The following is a 15,436-nucleotide window of genomic DNA, read 5'->3' as shown; positions in this document are numbered from 1 at the left end:
AAGCATCCGCTATCGGCGAAGGGCACATCTCGATGCGGGCGCCGGGTGCAATTCCAGAATGCGCTGTGAACGCGGTCCGCCCACTGCCCTTTCCATGGCCTTCCGTCGCCCCTCAGCCCGCCGCGCCGACCGACACGCTCATGCGGATCGGAAAAGCCGGATATACGAAACCGACCAGATTGGTCGATCACAGGAAACCGACTGGTACGCAGACTATTTGGGAGGTAGCCGCCGGGGTTCGGCGCGCTAGATCTTCACCAGATCGTCGGCATGCACCACCGGACGCTTCATGCTGTCCGGAAGTTCGCCCGTCGAACGACCTTTCACCGCTTCCAGCTCATCACTGTCATAGGCGGTCACCCCGCGCGCGACGATCTTGTTGTCCGGGGAGATCAGGTCGATGACGTCGCCGCCGTAGAAGCGGCCGTGCACATCGGTGATACCCGCGGCCAGCAGCGACCGCCGCTGCTCCGCGACCGCGTGCACCGCACCCGCGTCGATATGCACCGCGCCGTGACTGTCGGCCGCATGCCGCACCCAGAACTTGCGGGCGGACAAGCGAACCGGGCGCGCGGCGAAGGCGGTGCCGACGGTCGCGCCCGAGAGCGCGGCGGCCGCATCGGAGGCCTCGGCCAGCAGCACCGGCACCCCGGCATCGGCCGCCAGCCGCGCCGCGCCCAGCTTGGAGGCCATTCCGCCGGTGCCGAGGGCCCCGCCGGTCCCGGCGATCACGCCGTCCAGATCGGCGCTACTGCGCACCTCCGGAATGAAATTGGCCGAACCCTTGCGCGGATCGCCGTCGTAGAGGCCGTTCACATCCGAGAGCAGCACCAGCGCATCCGCGCCGACCAGGTGCGCCACCAGCGCCGCCAAGCGGTCGTTGTCGCCGAAACGGATCTCTTCGGTTGCGACAGTGTCGTTTTCGTTCACCACGGCAATGGCGTGCAGCGACCGCAGCCGGTCCAGGGTGCGCTGCGCATTGCGGTGATGCTCGCGCCGCCCGAAGTCACCGGCCGACAGCAGCACCTGCCCGACCACGCGCCCGTATCGCGAGAACGAGGTGCCCCAGGCATGCGCCAGGGCCAGCTGGCCGACGCTCGCCGCCGCCTGCTTGGTGGCCAGATCCTTTGGGCGCTTGGATAATCCGAGCGGCGCGATACCCGCGCCGATGGCGCCCGAGGACACCACCACCACATCGGATCCCGCCCGCATGCGGGCCTCCACCGCATCGGCCAGCTTGTCCAGCCGATCGGTGTCCAGCCCGCCCTCGAGGCTCGTCAGCGCCGAGGACCCGATCTTCACGACCACACTGCGCGCCGTCGCGATGGCCTCCCGGGCTTCGCTCAACCCGAAATCCACCCGCGTGATACCCGAACTCACTTGCACCACACCTCAATTCGCCCGCGATGAGTCGCCGGTCGTACTATTCGTCGTCGTCCACCAGGCCACGCCGCACCCGCGAGGCGTGCTTGCGCTCGGCCGCGCCGATGCGCTCGTTCTGATCCAGGCGCGGGTCCACGCCGCGCCGGGTCAGGAGCGTGTCCACACCGGCGAAGATGGACGGCTCCCAGTCGAAGCAGTAGTCGGCGAGGGTCACCGACGCGCCCGGCTCGGCGCCCAGCTTCACCAGCTCGTCCTCCACGCCCAGGCGGGCGAGGCGATCGGCCAGGTAGCCCACGGCCTCGTCGTTGTCGAACTGGGTCTGCCGCACCCAGCGCTCCGGACGCTCGCCGAGGACGATGAAGCCGCCCTCCACCTCCGGATCCGGAATGACACGGAAACCGCTGTCGCCCTTGGCGATCGGGCGGATGACCGGACGGGTCGGCTCGACCACCGGGCGCGATTCGCGGTATTCGCGCACCATATCGGCCAGCGCGAAGGTCAAGGGGCGCAAGCCTTCCCGGCTCACGGCCGAGATCTTGAACACCGGCCAGCCGCGCTTCTCGAATTCCGGGGTCACCATATCGGCGAGCTCATCGGCATCGGGCACATCGACCTTGTTGAGGATGACCACGCGCGGCCGGTCGGCCAGATCGCCCAGGCTCGCATCACCCTTCAACGCGGGCTGATAGGCGGCCAGTTCGGCCTCGAGCGCGTCCACATCCGAGATGGGATCACGGTCCGACTCCAGCGTGGCGCAGTCCACCACATGGGCGAGCACCGCGCAGCGCTCCAGGTGCCGCAGGAAGTCCAGGCCCAGACCGCGGCCCTCGCTGGCGCCGGGAATCAGACCGGGCACATCGGCCACGGTGAAGGTGGTATCGCCCGACTGCACCACACCGAGATTCGGCACCAGCGTGGTGAACGGGTAGTCGGCAATCTTCGGCTTGGCGGCCGAGAGCACCGAGACGAGGGAGGACTTACCGGCCGACGGGAAGCCCACCAGGCCCACATCCGCCACCGACTTCAGTTCGAGGACGAGATCGCGTTCCGCGCCGTCCTCGCCGAGCAGCGCGAATCCCGGCGCCTTGCGCGCCTTCGACACCAGCGCCGCATTGCCCAGACCGCCGCGCCCGCCCCGGGCCGCGATATACTGGGTGCCCACGCCGATGAGATCCGCCAGCACCTCGCCGTCGGTGCTCATGACCACGGTGCCGTCCGGCACCTTCAGCAGCAGCCCGTCGCCCTGCTTGCCATTGCGGTTGCTGCCCTCGCCGGGCTTGCCATTGCCGCCCTTGGCATGGGGGTGGAAGTGGAAGTCCAGCAGGGTGTGCACATTCGGGTCGACCTTGAGGATCACATCCCCGCCATTGCCGCCATTGCCGCCATCGGGCCCGCCCAATGGCATGAACTTCTCGCGGCGCACCGAAGCACACCCGTGCCCGCCTTTGCCCGCACGCACGTGCAGTACGACGCGGTCGATGAATTTGGACATATCGGTGATCATCCTCCTTCAGCACTAGTCGTCTGCGTTCGCTCCCGCCGTTGTGTCGCGGGGTCCGGGTCTTTGAAACACCAAAACGGGCCAGGGTTACTCACAACCCTGACCCGCTTCGGAAAGTGTGTGGATTAGCTCCGGGGCGGCGTCAGGCCGACACCGGCTCCGGGACCACGATGTTCACGGTCTTGCGGCCACGCTTGGTGCCGAACTGGACCGCGCCCGCCTCGAGAGCGAACAGCGTGTCGTCGCCGCCACGGCCGACATTGACGCCGGGGTGGAAGTGCGTGCCACGCTGGCGAACCAGGATCTCGCCGGCCTTGACGGTCTGACCGCCGAAGCGCTTCACACCGAGCCGCTGGGCATTCGAGTCGCGACCGTTGCGCGAGCTGGATGCACCCTTCTTATGTGCCATTTCAGAACTCCTCGTGCCGGGGTTCGCACCCCTGGTCGGACTACTTGATGCCGGTGACCTTCAGGACCGTCAGCTTCTGACGGTGGCCCTGACGCTTGTGGTAGCCGGTCTTGTTCTTGAACTTGTGGATGCGGATCTTCGGGCCCTTGGTCTGATCGACCACCTCGGCGGACACCGTGATCTTGGCCAGCGCAGCCGCATCGGTGGTCAGCTCGGCGCCGTTGACAACGAGCACCGGCGACAGCGACACGGACGTGCCCGGCTCACCCTCGAGCTTCTCGACCTTCACCAGGTCACCAACCGCGACCTTGTACTGCTTTCCGCCGGTCTTGACGATTGCGTACGTTGCCATCGGTCGGCTGCCCTTCTTTCTTCGTACTAGTGCTCGGCACTGTTCTCACGCGGCTGTGCCTCCGACTAACATCGGAAACCGCCACGCGACTGGTCTGGTATTCACCGCCGCCTCAGGCCGATGGCTCTAATACGAACCGGGGCCCACGCTCTAACAGCACTTACGATCTCAGCGCAGACTGCTGTCACCGGGGGCAGCGACTGTCCAAGACTACAAGACCTCACCCACCCCCTCCAAACTGGGGTTGCCGAGCTCACCACCACGACTGTCGCATTCTTCCAAGATCGGTCGAGCCCACCCCGGATACGCTCCTGACATGCGAGCCAGCGGAACCTTCACCGTCAAATCCTTCACACCCGCCGAGGTGGCCCCCGATCCGGCCATAACGACCGGTATGCCGGTCGGGGTGGCCTTGATGGAGAAGCACTTCGAGGGCGAGATCTCCGGCCGGGCCGCGACAGTGTTCACCTCCGCCTACGACGAGGCGTCCGGGGCCGGGACCTACCTGGCCATGGAATCGTTCGAGGGCTCCGTCGGCGGCAGGACCGGCGCTTGCAACTTCGCGCACTCGGCCTCCACCACGGGCTCCGATCGCAGCGCCGAATTCTTCGTGATCGTGGCGGGCAGCGGCACGGACGAGCTGACCGGTATCACCGGTACCGGCGGTATCGCGGTGGACGCCGATGGGACGCACCGGATCTGGTTCGACTACGAGCTGAGCTGATCCGGCCGAAAACAACAGTGGCCCCGCCGTCGAGAACGGCGGGGCAACTTGCCTTTCGTCACTACTTGTTCGCGTCCTCCGGAGCGCCCGCCGGGCGGCCCGCCGTACGGCGGCGCGGGCGAGCGCGCGGGGGCACCTGAGCCGGGGCGATGTCGTCGAACGACAGGGCCGGGGTTTCGGGCTTGTCCGCGCTGGAGATCACGAAGACGGCGCTCGTGCTGTCCGCGGCCGGGGCCGCGGGGGTGCGGGCCACACGGCGGCGCGGGCGGCGACCGGCCGCGGGAGCGGCGACCTCGGTCTCGGCGACGGCCATCTTCGGCTCGGCGGCCTGGGCCTCGGTCACCGTGACCGCGGCCTCGGCGGCGGCCGTGACGGCCTCCGGCTCGACCACCGCGTCCGCGGCCTCGTCCGCCGCTTCCGAGACGGTCTCGGGTTCGGTTGCGGCCGGAGCGGTTCCATTGGTCTCTGCCTTCGCGACGACCTCGGTCCGCGCGACGGCTTCCGCCTCGGCGCCCGCGACCTCGGCGGCGGCCACGCCCGCTTCGGCAGCGGCCACCTCGTCGGCAACGGACTCGGCGTCCTCGTCCTCGTGGTGATGGGCGGCCATGGCCAGGGCGACCGGATGGGCGCGCTTGGCGGCGACCTTCTCCTTGGTCTCCTTGGGCTCCTCGGCCACCGGGGTCTCGGCCGGAGCCGGGGTCTCGGCGGCGGCCGCGCCCCGGTCCTTGCGGCGGCGGCGCGAACCCTCGCGACGGCCGACGCCCTCCTCGGCCGGAGCCGATTCGACCGGGTAGTTGTGCACCAGGATGCCGCGGCCGTGGCAGTGCTCGCAGGTGGTGGAGAACGCCTCGACGAGGCCGGTGCCCAGCTTCTTACGGGTCATCTGGACCAGGCCCAGCGAGGTGACCTCGGAGACCTGGTGCCGGGTGCGGTCGCGGCCGAGGGCCTCGGTCAGGCGGCGCAGCACCAGATCCCGGTTGGATTCGAGGACCATGTCGATGAAGTCGACGACGATCATGCCGCCGATATCCCGCAGCCGCATCTGGCGGACGATCTCCTCGGCCGCCTCCAGGTTGTTGCGGGTGACGGTCTCCTCCAGGTTGGAGCCGCCCGCGCCGGTGAACTTGCCGGTATTGACGTCGATGACCGTCATGGCCTCGGTGCGGTCGATCACCAGGGTGCCGCCCGAGGGCAGCCACACCTTGCGATCGAGGGCCTTGGCCAGCTGCTCGTCGATGCGGAAGCTGCCGAACACGTCGACGCCGTTGTTGTCGTGGCGTTCGACGCGGGCCAGCAGGTCCGGGGCGACGGTGCGGACGTAGTTCTCCACGGTGGTCCAGGCGCGCTCGCCCTCGATGACCAGCTTGGAGAAGTCCTCGTTGAACAGGTCGCGCACGACCTTGACCAGCAGGTCGGGCTCCTCGTAGAGGGTCTTGGGCGCGCCCGAACCCTGCTTGCCCTGTTCCTCGATGGTGCGCCAGGTCTGCTGCAGCCGCTCCACATCGCGGGCCAGCTCGGGTTCGCTGACGCCCTCCGACGCGGTACGGATGATGACCCCGGCATCCTGCGGGACGATATCGCGCAGGATCTCCTTGAGCCGCTTGCGCTCGGTATCGGGCAGCTTGCGCGAAATACCGGTGGACGTGCCGCCCGGCACGTACACCAGGAAGCGACCGGCCAGGCTGATCTGCGTGGTCAGGCGAGCGCCCTTGTGGCCCATCGGATCCTTGGAGACCTGCACCAGCACGGTGTCACCCGGCTTGAGCGCCTGCTCGATCTTGCGTTCCTTACCGCCGAGACCGGCGGCCTCCCAGTTCACCTCGCCCGCGTACAGCACGCCATTGCGGCCGCGGCCGATATCGACGAACGCCGCCTCCATGGAGGGCAGCACGTTCTGCACCTTGCCCAGGTACACATTGCCGACCATGGACGCGGAACCGGTGCTGGTCACGAAGTGCTCGACCAGGATGTTGTCCTCGAGCACCGCCACCTGGATGGTGTTCGACGGGTGATCGGGGAAGTGCTTCTCGCGCACCACCATCACCCGGTCCACCGATTCGCGGCGGGCCAGGAACTCGGATTCGGTCAGGATGGGCGGACGGCGGCGACCGGCCTCGCGGCCGTCACGGCGGCGCTGGCGCTTGGCCTCCAGGCGGGTGGACCCGCTGATGCCCTGCACCTCGTCCACCTCTTTGGCGGCGGCGCGGCGCTTGCTGCGCGGTTCGCGCTCGTGCACGACGGTGTTCGGCGGATCGTCGTCGGCGGCCTCGACCTCGGGGTCCTCCCCGCCCTTGCGGCGGCGACGGCGACGGCGGCGACGGCTGCTGGAACCCTCCGGCACGGCGGCCGACTCGTCGTCGTCCTCGGCATCGGTGTCGGGCTCGTCGCCGTCGATGTTCTCGTTCGCGATCGCCTCGTCGGACTCGGCGTCGGCGTCGTCACCGTCGGCATCGCTGTGCTGTTCACCGCGACCGCGGCCACGACCGCGGCGACCGCGACGGCGGCGGCGCGAGGTGCTCTCACCGCGCTGCTCGCGGGACTCGTCGCCGTCCCAATCGTTCTCGTCGTCCGTCTCGTCGGATTCGGTGGCCTCGGCGGCCTTCTCCTCGGCGACGGTCTCCTCGACCTTGGTCTTGCGATCATCCGCCTTGCGGTCGTCGGTCTTGCGGTCCTCGACCTTGGTCTTGCGCTCGGCGCGCAGCTTGCGGCGCGTCTCCTCGGCGGCGGCGACATCCGGCGACAGGAACAGCGGCGCGGCCACCATGGCGGCGGGCTGGAAGGTGACCGGTTCGGCGGCCTGCGGTTCCGGCTGCTGGAACGGGCTGGTGAACAGCTTCGCCTGGCGGGCGCCCGGCGCGGAATCGGCGGTCTCGGCCGCGGCGGCTTCGACCTCCTCGGCCGCCAGTTCATCGGCGGCCCGATCGTCACCGGCGGCAATGGCCGCGTCGACGGTCGTCTCGGCAATGGGTTGCGGTGCGGCGGACGGCTCGACAGCCCGCGGCCCGAAGGCGTCGCGGACGGTCTCGGCGACCGTGCGGTCCAGACTCGACTGCGGGCTGCGCGCCTGCGCGCCCATCTCGGTCAGGTGGGCCAGGATCTTCTTGCTGGTGACTCCCAGCAACTTCGCCAGTGCGTGCACACGGATCCGTTCCGGCAACTGTTCGGCAGCCGGGATGGTGTCCGCGGCCTCCCCTTCGGCATTCACCTGCGATGCTTCCTGCGGCTCTCGATCGGCCACGAAATCTCCCTCGGGGCCCCCGGGCGCGTCCCTGGGAGAGTGACGCGGCCGACGCGGGGGCGCTGTTTACTCGGTCACGCGCCTTGTCAGGGCGCGAGAGCGATGGTCTGTGCGCCGCGCGGCCCGTTATCACCTTTTTGTTCGTCGTTCGGGCTAACTGGCCGCATGGCGCCTGGTTGGTTGGCTCAACTCCGCGTCACGAGCGTTCATCCAGCGTGCGTGCCGACAGCCGAGTCTTTGAAGCCGTCGGCGGCAGCGATGATCGTCCGTCGCTCCGCGGTGTCAATCGAATATCCCCCTCCACCTGCCGCTAACGGCGAGCGTCGGCGATATCCGTTGCCAGTATCCCACACCACGTCGGGGCGTCGCGCCCACGACGCGGTTGGCGCCCACTCTCTGGACTCTCGGGGGCAAGCCCCTCAAACCCGAAGGAGGGTGGCCGACGCCCGTCGAACCGCACTCACCTGCGGGGGTTCGGGGGCCTGGCCCCCGATCTTTCTCGGATTCGGGGAGCTCAGCTCCCCGGGGAAGAGCTCAGAGCGCGAATTCGGGGAACCAGAGGGAAATCTCACGCTTGGCGGACTCGGGCGAGTCGGAGCCGTGCACGAGGTTGAACTGGGTTTCCAGGGCGTAGTCGCCGCGAATGCTGCCCGGGACGGCCTTCTCGACCGGGTCGGTGCCGCCCGCGATCTGGCGGAAGGCTGGGATGGCGCGCGGGCCCTCGAGCACGGCCGCGACGACCGGGCCGGAGGTGATGAATTCGATCAGCGAGCCGAAGAAGGGCTTCTCGGCGTGCTCGGCGTAATGCTGGCCGGCCAGCTCCTCGGAGACATTCACGAGCTTGAGGGCGGCGATCTTCAGACCCTTGCGCTCGATGCGGGTGATGATCTCCCCGACCAGGCCCCGGGCAACGCCGTCCGGCTTGATGAGTACCAACGTCTGCTCAGTCACGGCGCAAGCGTAGCCGCCGGAATGCCGCAGAAATAATCCTGGCCCCGCGGTCATGGGACAGCGGGGCCGAGGAGTGGGACGAAGAGGATCTTCCGGCCGTCAGGAGGCGGTGCGCTGGCTGGGCAGCAGACCCGCGTCCATGCGCTTCTTCACATCGGCGCGCAGGAAGAGGATGAACAGCCAGACCGCCGCGAAGACCACGCCGATGATGAGGATCGACAGGTGGATGAAACCGCCTATCAGCAGCGGGACCTGGAGCGCAAGGTTGAAGGCGATGGCCCACGACCGCTTCTGCACGCCCGCGCCGAGAATCATGAGCACGGCCAGCCCGACCAGGAACAGCACCGACCACCAGCGCAGCCCGCCGCCGACGGCGGAGACCACCGGCAGCGCGAGCAGCACGGTGATGGCCTCGAGGATGAGCGTCCCGGCCATCACCCCGCGGAAGCCCTTCCACGGGTCGGTCGCGGGTGCGGGCACCGGCTGCTTGTCCTCGGTCACGCGGGATCCTTTCCGAAGAGGGAGCGGGCCGCCCCGGCGGTGACGACCGAACCGGTCACCACAATGCCGGAGCCGGAGACCATTTCACCATCCTCCCCCTCTTCGGCGAGGGCGATGGCGGTCTCGATGGCATCGGCCAGGTCGGCGGCGACCGCGACGCGCTCGTCGCCGAAGCGCTGAACGGCGAGGTTGGCGAGGTCGTCCACGGGCAGGGCGCGGGGGGACCCGTTCTCGGTGACGACGATCGCGTCGAAGACCGGCTCCAGGGCGTCGAGAATGCCGCCCGCGTCCTTATCGCCCAGGACGGCGATGACGCCGACCAGTTTGCGGAAGTCGAATTCCGTTGTCAGCGTGGCCGCCAGCGCCTGCGCGCCCTGCGGATTGTGCGCGGCGTCGAGGAAGATGGTCGGCGCGCTGCGCATGCGCTCCATGCGGCCGGGGCTGACGGCGGCGGCGAAACCGGCTCGCACGGCATCGATATCGAGCTGGCGGGCGGAACCCGCGCCGAAGAAGGCCTCCACGGCGGCCAGCGCCAGCACCGCATTGCGGGCCTGATGTTCACCGTGCAGCGGCAGGAAGATCTCGTCGTAGACGCCGCCGAGGCCCTGGAGTTCCAGGACCTGGCCGCCGACGGCCACGCACCGCGTCAGGACCTGGAACTCCGACCCCTCGCGCGCCACCGCGGCGTCCACCTCGACGGCGCGGCGCAGCAGCACCTCCATGGCCTCGGGTTCCTGCTGGGCGATGACGGCGACGGTGTCGCGTGGTACCAGGCCGTCGTCGGCGGCCTTCTTGATGATTCCGGCCTTCTCCCCCGCGATGGAGGTCAGATCCGGTCCGAGATAGTCGGTGTGGTCCAGCCCGATCGGAGTGATGACGGCGACCTGGCCGTCGATCACATTGGTGGCGTCCCAGGTGCCGCCCATACCGGTCTCGACGACCGCGACATCGACGGGGGCCTCGGCGAAGGCGGCGTAGGCCATGCCGGTGAGCACCTCGAACTTGCTCATGGCCGGGCCGCCCGCCGCCGCGGACTGCTTGTCGATCATCTCGATGAACGGCTGTAGTTCGCGATAGACCTCGACATAGCGGCCCGGGGTGATGGGCGCGTTGTCGATGGCGATGCGCTCGGTGGCCAACTGCAGGTGCGGGCTGGTGATGCGGCCGGTGCGCCGGTGCAGGGCGGTGAGCAGCGAGTCGATCATGCGGGTGACCGAGGTCTTGCCATTGGTGCCCGCGGTATGAATGGCCGGGTAGCCCTGCTGCGGCGAGCCGAGCAGATCCATGAGGGTGGAGATGCGGGCGAGCGACGGCTCGATCTTGGTTTCCGGCCAGCGCTGGTCGAGTTCGGCCTCGACCAAGGCCATTTCGGCCAGATCCACCGGGGACGTGCCGCTGGTCAGCGGCGCGCCCTCGGCGTACTGGCGCTCCGGTTCGCCGTTCACTTGCCGTTGCCCTTGGCGATCTCCTGCAGGCGGGCGCTGATGCGCTCGACCTCGGAGGCGGCGATCTCCTGGCGGGCCCGGATCTTGGCGACCACATCCTCGGGCGCCTTGCCGAGGAAGGCCTCGTTGCCGAGTTTGGCGGTGGTACCGGCCAATTCCTTCTGCGCGGCGGCGAGATCCTTCTCCAGGCGTCGGCGCTCGGCGTCCAGGTCTACGGTGCCGGAGGTGTCGATCTCCACGGTGACCGTGCCATTGGTCAGGCGCACCTCGACCGCGGCGGTGGCGGCGAAATCGTCACCGGGGGCGGTCAGCTTGGCCAGGTTGGCGACCTCGGCCTGCTGGGCGAGCACATCCGCGACATCCAGGCCGATGAGCTTGGCGGCCACCTTCTGGCTGTCGGCCAGGCCCTGATCGCTGCGGAAGCGGCGGATCTCGGTGATCAGCTTCTGGGTGTCGGCAATGCGGCGGGCGGCGGTGGCGTCGGCGGTCGCGCCGGAAGCCTGCGGCCACGCGGCGATCACGATGGATTCGCCCTCGGCGCCCTCGGTGAGGCCCTGCCAGAGCGATTCGGTGACGAACGGAATGGCCGGATGCAGCAGGCGCAGCACGGAATCCAGGACATTGCCGAGCACCAGGCGGGTACTGGCCGCGCGCTCATCCGACTCGGCGAACTGCACCTTGGCCAATTCCAGGTACCAGCTGCAGAATTCGTCCCACGCGAAGTGGTAGAGCGCCTCGCAGGCCTTGCCGAACTCGTAGCGGTCGATGGCGGCGTCGACCTCGTCGACGACCTCGTCGAGGCGGTCCAGGATCCAGCGATCGGTATCGGTGAGGGTGTCCCGGGCGGGCAGCTCGCCGGTGACCGCGCCGTTCATGAGCGCGAACTTGGTGGCATTGAACAGCTTTGTCACGAAGCTGCGCGAGGCGGTCACGTGCGCGGTGCCCACCGACAGGTCGCCGCCCGGCTGTGCGCCGCGCGCCAGGGTGAATCGGGTTGCGTCCGCGCCGTATTCGTTGATCCAGTCCAGCGGGTCGATGCCATTGCCGCGCGACTTGGACATCTTCTTGCCGTGCTCGTCGCGAATCAGGCCGTGCAGGAACACATCCTGGAACGGCACCTGCTTCTGGTTGGCGTCCTTGCCCGCCGTGAGGACGGCATCGTCGGAGACCAGCATGCCGAACATCATCATGCGGGCCACCCAGAAGAACAGGATGTCGTAGCCGGTGACGAGGACGCTGGTGGGATAGAACTTCTCCAGCTCCGCGGTGGCGTCGGGCCAGCCCATGGTGGAGAACGGCCACAGGCCGGAGGAGAACCAGGTGTCGAGGACGTCCGGATCCTGCACCCAGCCCTCGGGGGCCTGCTCGTCCGGGCCGAGGCACACGACCTCGCCCTCGGGGCCGTACCAGATCGGGATGCGATGGCCCCACCACAGCTGGCGGGAGATGTTCCAGTCGTGCATATTGTCGACCCACTCGAACCAGCGCGGTTCCTGGCTGGTCGGGTGGATCTTCACATCGCCGTTGCGGACCGCGTCACCGGCGGCCTTGGCGAGGGTTTCCACCTTGACCCACCACTGCATGGACAGCCGCGGTTCGATGGGCTCGCCGGAGCGCTCGGAGTGGCCGACGGAGTGGATGTAGGGACGCTTCTCGGCGACCACGCGGCCTTCGCGGGCCAGGCGCTCGCGCACCGCGATGCGGGCCTCGAAGCGCTCCATGCCGTCGAATTCGGTTCCGGTACCGTCGATCCGGCCGCGGTCGTCCATGATGGTCGGCATCGGCAGGTTGTGGCGCAGGCCGATCTCGAAGTCGTTGGGATCGTGCGCCGGGGTGATCTTGACCGCGCCGGAGCCGAATTCGGGATCGACGTAGTCGTCGGCCACGATCGGGATCTGCGTCTCGGTGATCGGGTGGTAGAGGGTGGTGCCGATGAGGTGCTTGTAGCGCTCGTCCTCCGGGTGCACCGCGACGGCGGTATCGCCGAGCATGGTCTCCACGCGGGTGGTGGCCACGATCACATGCGGCTCGTCGTCGTTCAGGGAGCCGTAGCGCAGCGACACCAGCTCGCCCTCGACGTCCTTGTAGTCGACCTCGAGATCGGAGATGCCGGTCTTCAGGATGGGCGACCAGTTCACCAGGCGCTCGGCGCGGTAGATGAGGCCCGCGTCGTAGAGGCGCTTGAACATGGTCTGCACGGCGCGGGAGAGCCCGTCGTCCATGGTGAAGCGGTCGCGGCTCCAGTCGATGCCGTCGCCGAGGCGGCGCATCTGGCCCTGGATCTGGCCGCCGGATTCGCGCTTCCAGTCCCAGACCTTGTCGATGAACAGCTCGCGGCCGAAGTCTTCCTTGGTCTTGCCGTCCACGGCCAGCTGCTTCTCCACCACGTTCTGGGTGGCGATGCCCGCGTGGTCCATGCCCGGCAGCCACAGCACCTCGAAGCCCTGCATGCGCTTGCGGCGGGTGAGCAGGTCCATGAGGGTGTGGTCGAGGGCGTGGCCCATGTGCAGGGAGCCGGTCACGTTGGGCGGGGGCAGCACGATGGAGTAGGGCGGCTTGTCGCTGCTCGCATCGGCGGTGAAGTAACCAGCGGCTACCCAGCGCTCGTACAGGTCGGCCTCGACATCGCTGGGGTTCCAGCTCTTGGGGAGGGCTTCGGCACGATTACGCGGGTTCTCAGAGGCTGTGCTGGTCACCGTGCGATTCTAAGTGTTGAGATCCAGGTCGCATTCATCGCCGCCGAGATATGGGCGAGGGCGCGGGGGCAGAGAGCCGGAGAGCGGAGCTCTCGGCGGATGAGGGACACCGAGAGCCCCGCCCTCGACAGCCAGACTACCGCCGTTCGGAGCGATCTCCCCGGATCCATAAGCAATTCTCAGGTTCGGCCCAAATCGGCCAGGGTAAGCCACAATTCGTTGCATCTGCGTTGCGTTCGCACATGATCTCCAGGCCGCACAACCGGATTGCGGACGTTCCACGCGATTGGGGGTGACCGGTCGGGATGAAAACAATGATCGCTCAGTGATGGATCAGTGAAATCTCAGGGGAATCCCGGTTGCCGGAACCCCTTCCGCCACCGACGATGAAAGGGATGAACCCTCCGCTCGAACTCGGCACCCCACGCTCCCCCGCGCCCCGCGTGGTGACACCGCACCAGGTACACGATCTGCGGGGCGACGCGATTCGCGAATTGCGGTATCCCGCAGGGGCCGCGGTGATCATTACCGGGGTGCCCGGGGCCGGGAAGAGCACGGCGCTGAAGAAACTGTTCGGTGCGACAGCCGACGGTTTCGAGCCACCAGTCAGCCCCGCAGGCGCAATGGTGCTGGACTCCCAGCACTCGCGGAATTCGTGGCATCGGCGACTGGGCGGGGTGCCGTACCCGCTGTGGCTGCCGATCGTGCACGTGACGCACTACGCCCGGATTCGCAGAGCGCTGCGGGAAGCCGCCGGGCCGGTGGTGATTCACGACTGCGGAACCCGGCAGTGGGTGCGCAGACTGGTCTCCGCGTGGGCCGCGAACACCGGCCGCACCCTGCACCTGATCATGATCGACGCACCGGCGGAGGCCGCACTGGCCGGACAGGTGTCGCGCGGGCGCGAGGTCGGGCGACTCAGCTTCCAGTGGCATGTGGCGCGTTGGCAGCGGCTGGTCGATCTGGCGACGGCGGGAGTGATGCCGCGACCGACGCCGGATTCGGTGGTGATCCTGAATCGCACGAATGTGGTTGAGTTGCAGGGGATTTCATTCGCCCGGTGAGACGGGCCCGGGTGGCCGCAGGCCGGTGAGCACGATGTCGAGAAGGCGCCGCCAGTCGCCGCTGCCGGTGCGGATGGTCGCGGACAGAGCGCCGACGAGCATGTAGACATCGGCGGGGGTGCAGTCGGCGCGGAGGGTGCCGACGGCCTGGTCGGCGGCGATGAGATCCGCAATCACGGATTCGAGGCGGGCGAGCGATTCGCCGCGCGGTTCGCTGCCCGGGGTGTGACGGACCGATTCGATCGCGGCCGAGAGTCCCCGGTCGGCCGACAAGACCTCGCCGACGTGATGGAAGTAGCGGGCCAGCGCTTGACCCGCAGCGGCATTGGCCAGGCATTCGGCGCGGGCGAACTGTTCGATCTCGGCGAACCGTTCGGCGGCGATCGCCTCGATCAGGTCGGCCTGGGTGGGGAAATGGCGGTAGACGGTGCCGGTGCCGACACCGGCGACGCGGGCGATTTCCGGGAGTTGAACGTGACTTCCGCGCTCGGCCAACAGATTTCGGGTGACATCGAGGATCCGGTCGCGGTTGCGAGACACATCCGCGCGCGGCTTTCGCGCTGGGGTTGACACCTACGTTCCCTCTCGGCTTATCTTGAACCGGATTCGGACTCCGTTTCCATTTCTTGCGGAAAGGGTATCAGCAATGTCCCACGATCGCTTCCTGCTCCTACAGCCCGGCGAAGCACGGCCCGGTCGCATCCCCATGCCGCCCGCCTTCGCGGTGAAAGCCAGCACCGACGACACCGACGGACGGTTCTCCCTCCTGGAAGTCACCCTCGCCCGGGACATCCCCCGGCACACCCACCACGCCGCCGACGAATGCATCTACGTACTCGACGGTGTACTCGGCGTCGACTTCGACGACCGCACCCTCACCGCCACCGCAGGCATGTTCGTGCTACTCCCCCAAGGCGTTCCACACGCACTGCGCTGCGCGTCCTCACCCCCACCGCGAGTGCTGCAAATCTCGTCACCCGGGGGATGGGAGTGCTATCTGGAAGACCTGTTCGAAGCAGGCCCCGCAGTCCTGACCAACGGGGTGCTGGATCCAGCCAAGATCAACCCCATCGCGGAGAAGCACAACATTCAGTACGAAGTCCCCAAACTGCACACGCCCTGAACCCCAAGACACCAAAGGCGGACGAGCTGGGATCCACAACACCGAAAAG

At 68.1% G+C, this 15,436-nt stretch carries 13 protein-coding genes; 3 read left to right on the top strand and 10 right to left on the bottom strand.

Translation table 11 applies throughout. The annotated features are described in order from the left end of the window. Positions 1 to 246: 246 nt before the first annotated feature. The 4 genes from proB to rplU all read right to left on the bottom strand — a co-directional run bounded on the left by proB (position 247) and on the right by rplU (position 3,645). The gene (proB, locus tag NC4_RS28350) at positions 247 to 1,347 is read right to left on the bottom strand and encodes a glutamate 5-kinase (RefSeq protein ID WP_067544761.1); all 1,101 of its coding nucleotides are present in this window, start codon (positions 1,345 to 1,347) and stop codon (positions 247 to 249) included. Positions 1,348 to 1,423: 76 nt separating this feature from the next. After that, positions 1,424 to 2,875: a GTPase ObgE gene (gene obgE, locus NC4_RS28345; RefSeq protein ID WP_067544759.1), complete on the bottom strand. Its 1,452-nt coding sequence runs from the start codon at positions 2,873 to 2,875 to the stop codon at positions 1,424 to 1,426. Positions 2,876 to 3,026: 151 nt separating this feature from the next. Continuing rightward, the gene (gene rpmA, locus NC4_RS28340) at positions 3,027 to 3,293 is read right to left on the bottom strand and encodes a 50S ribosomal protein L27 (RefSeq protein WP_067544283.1); all 267 of its coding nucleotides are present in this window, start codon (positions 3,291 to 3,293) and stop codon (positions 3,027 to 3,029) included. Between the two features lie 40 nt (positions 3,294 to 3,333). After that, on the bottom strand, positions 3,334 to 3,645 hold the full coding sequence (gene rplU, locus NC4_RS28335) for a 50S ribosomal protein L21 (protein ID WP_067544282.1): 312 nt from the start codon (positions 3,643 to 3,645) through the stop codon (positions 3,334 to 3,336). 316 nt (positions 3,646 to 3,961) lie between these two features. Here rplU and NC4_RS28330 point away from each other — a divergent pair, with 316 nt between their 5' ends. Beyond that, positions 3,962 to 4,369: a DUF3224 domain-containing protein gene (locus NC4_RS28330; protein WP_067544281.1), complete on the top strand. Its 408-nt coding sequence runs from the start codon at positions 3,962 to 3,964 to the stop codon at positions 4,367 to 4,369. Positions 4,370 to 4,430: 61 nt separating this feature from the next. Here the strand turns inward: NC4_RS28330 and NC4_RS28325 are convergent, their stop codons facing one another. From NC4_RS28325 to NC4_RS28305, 5 genes are all read right to left on the bottom strand, one after another. Next, positions 4,431 to 7,607 carry a translation initiation factor IF-2 N-terminal domain-containing protein gene (locus NC4_RS28325; RefSeq protein ID WP_084529856.1) on the bottom strand — a complete coding sequence of 1,059 codons (3,177 nt, stop codon included), beginning with the start codon at positions 7,605 to 7,607 and terminating at the stop codon, positions 4,431 to 4,433. A gap of 534 nt (positions 7,608 to 8,141) precedes the next feature. Next, positions 8,142 to 8,558: a nucleoside-diphosphate kinase gene (gene ndk / locus NC4_RS28320; RefSeq protein ID WP_067544274.1), complete on the bottom strand. Its 417-nt coding sequence runs from the start codon at positions 8,556 to 8,558 to the stop codon at positions 8,142 to 8,144. Between the two features lie 99 nt (positions 8,559 to 8,657). Further along, positions 8,658 to 9,059, bottom strand: a complete 402-nt coding sequence (locus tag NC4_RS28315) for a DUF4233 domain-containing protein (RefSeq protein WP_067544272.1) — start codon at positions 9,057 to 9,059, stop codon at positions 8,658 to 8,660. Then, complete coding sequence (gene folC / locus NC4_RS28310) at positions 9,056 to 10,504, bottom strand: bifunctional tetrahydrofolate synthase/dihydrofolate synthase (protein ID WP_439957563.1); 1,449 nt, start codon at positions 10,502 to 10,504, stop codon at positions 9,056 to 9,058. The genes NC4_RS28315 and folC overlap by 4 nt, the downstream gene beginning before the upstream one ends. Beyond that, on the bottom strand, positions 10,501 to 13,200 hold the full coding sequence (locus NC4_RS28305; RefSeq protein WP_067544270.1) for a valine--tRNA ligase: 2,700 nt from the start codon (positions 13,198 to 13,200) through the stop codon (positions 10,501 to 10,503). Before NC4_RS28305 ends, folC begins: the two co-directional genes overlap by 4 nt. Positions 13,201 to 13,595: 395 nt before the next feature. Here NC4_RS28305 and NC4_RS28300 point away from each other — a divergent pair, with 395 nt between their 5' ends. Further along, on the top strand, positions 13,596 to 14,264 hold the full coding sequence (locus NC4_RS28300; RefSeq protein ID WP_067544268.1) for an AAA family ATPase: 669 nt from the start codon (positions 13,596 to 13,598) through the stop codon (positions 14,262 to 14,264). Here the strand turns inward: NC4_RS28300 and NC4_RS28295 are convergent. Beyond that, complete coding sequence (locus tag NC4_RS28295) at positions 14,250 to 14,837, bottom strand: TetR/AcrR family transcriptional regulator (RefSeq protein ID WP_067544266.1); 588 nt, start codon at positions 14,835 to 14,837, stop codon at positions 14,250 to 14,252. The two genes, NC4_RS28300 and NC4_RS28295, sit on opposite strands and share 15 nt — an antisense overlap. Positions 14,838 to 14,910: 73 nt before the next feature. On the opposite strand from NC4_RS28295, the gene NC4_RS28290 reads away from it, so the two are divergent. Next, complete coding sequence (locus NC4_RS28290) at positions 14,911 to 15,387, top strand: cupin domain-containing protein (protein ID WP_067544265.1); 477 nt, start codon at positions 14,911 to 14,913, stop codon at positions 15,385 to 15,387. Positions 15,388 to 15,436: the final 49 nt, after the last annotated feature.

The sequence above is a fragment of the Nocardia crassostreae genome, assembly GCF_001613405.1.
Lineage (GTDB): Bacteria > Actinomycetota > Actinomycetes > Mycobacteriales > Mycobacteriaceae > Nocardia > Nocardia crassostreae.
The sequence above is the reverse complement of the archived record's forward strand: the minus strand, read 5'-3'. Positions and strand labels throughout refer to the sequence as shown.

Bases quoted from the DNA above. Each gene is read 5' to 3' on its own strand.
- obgE (WP_067544759.1), bottom strand. From the start codon at position 2,875: ATGTCCAAATTCATCGACCGCGTCGTACTGCACGTGCGTGCGGGCAAA.
- rpmA (WP_067544283.1), bottom strand. From the start codon at position 3,293: ATGGCACATAAGAAGGGTGCATCCAGCTCGCGCAACGGTCGCGACTCG.
- rplU (WP_067544282.1), bottom strand. From the start codon at position 3,645: ATGGCAACGTACGCAATCGTCAAGACCGGCGGAAAGCAGTACAAGGTC.
- NC4_RS28330 (WP_067544281.1), top strand. From the start codon at position 3,962: ATGCGAGCCAGCGGAACCTTCACCGTCAAATCCTTCACACCCGCCGAG.
- NC4_RS28300 (WP_067544268.1), top strand. From the start codon at position 13,596: ATGAACCCTCCGCTCGAACTCGGCACCCCACGCTCCCCCGCGCCCCGC.
- NC4_RS28290 (WP_067544265.1), top strand. From the start codon at position 14,911: ATGTCCCACGATCGCTTCCTGCTCCTACAGCCCGGCGAAGCACGGCCC.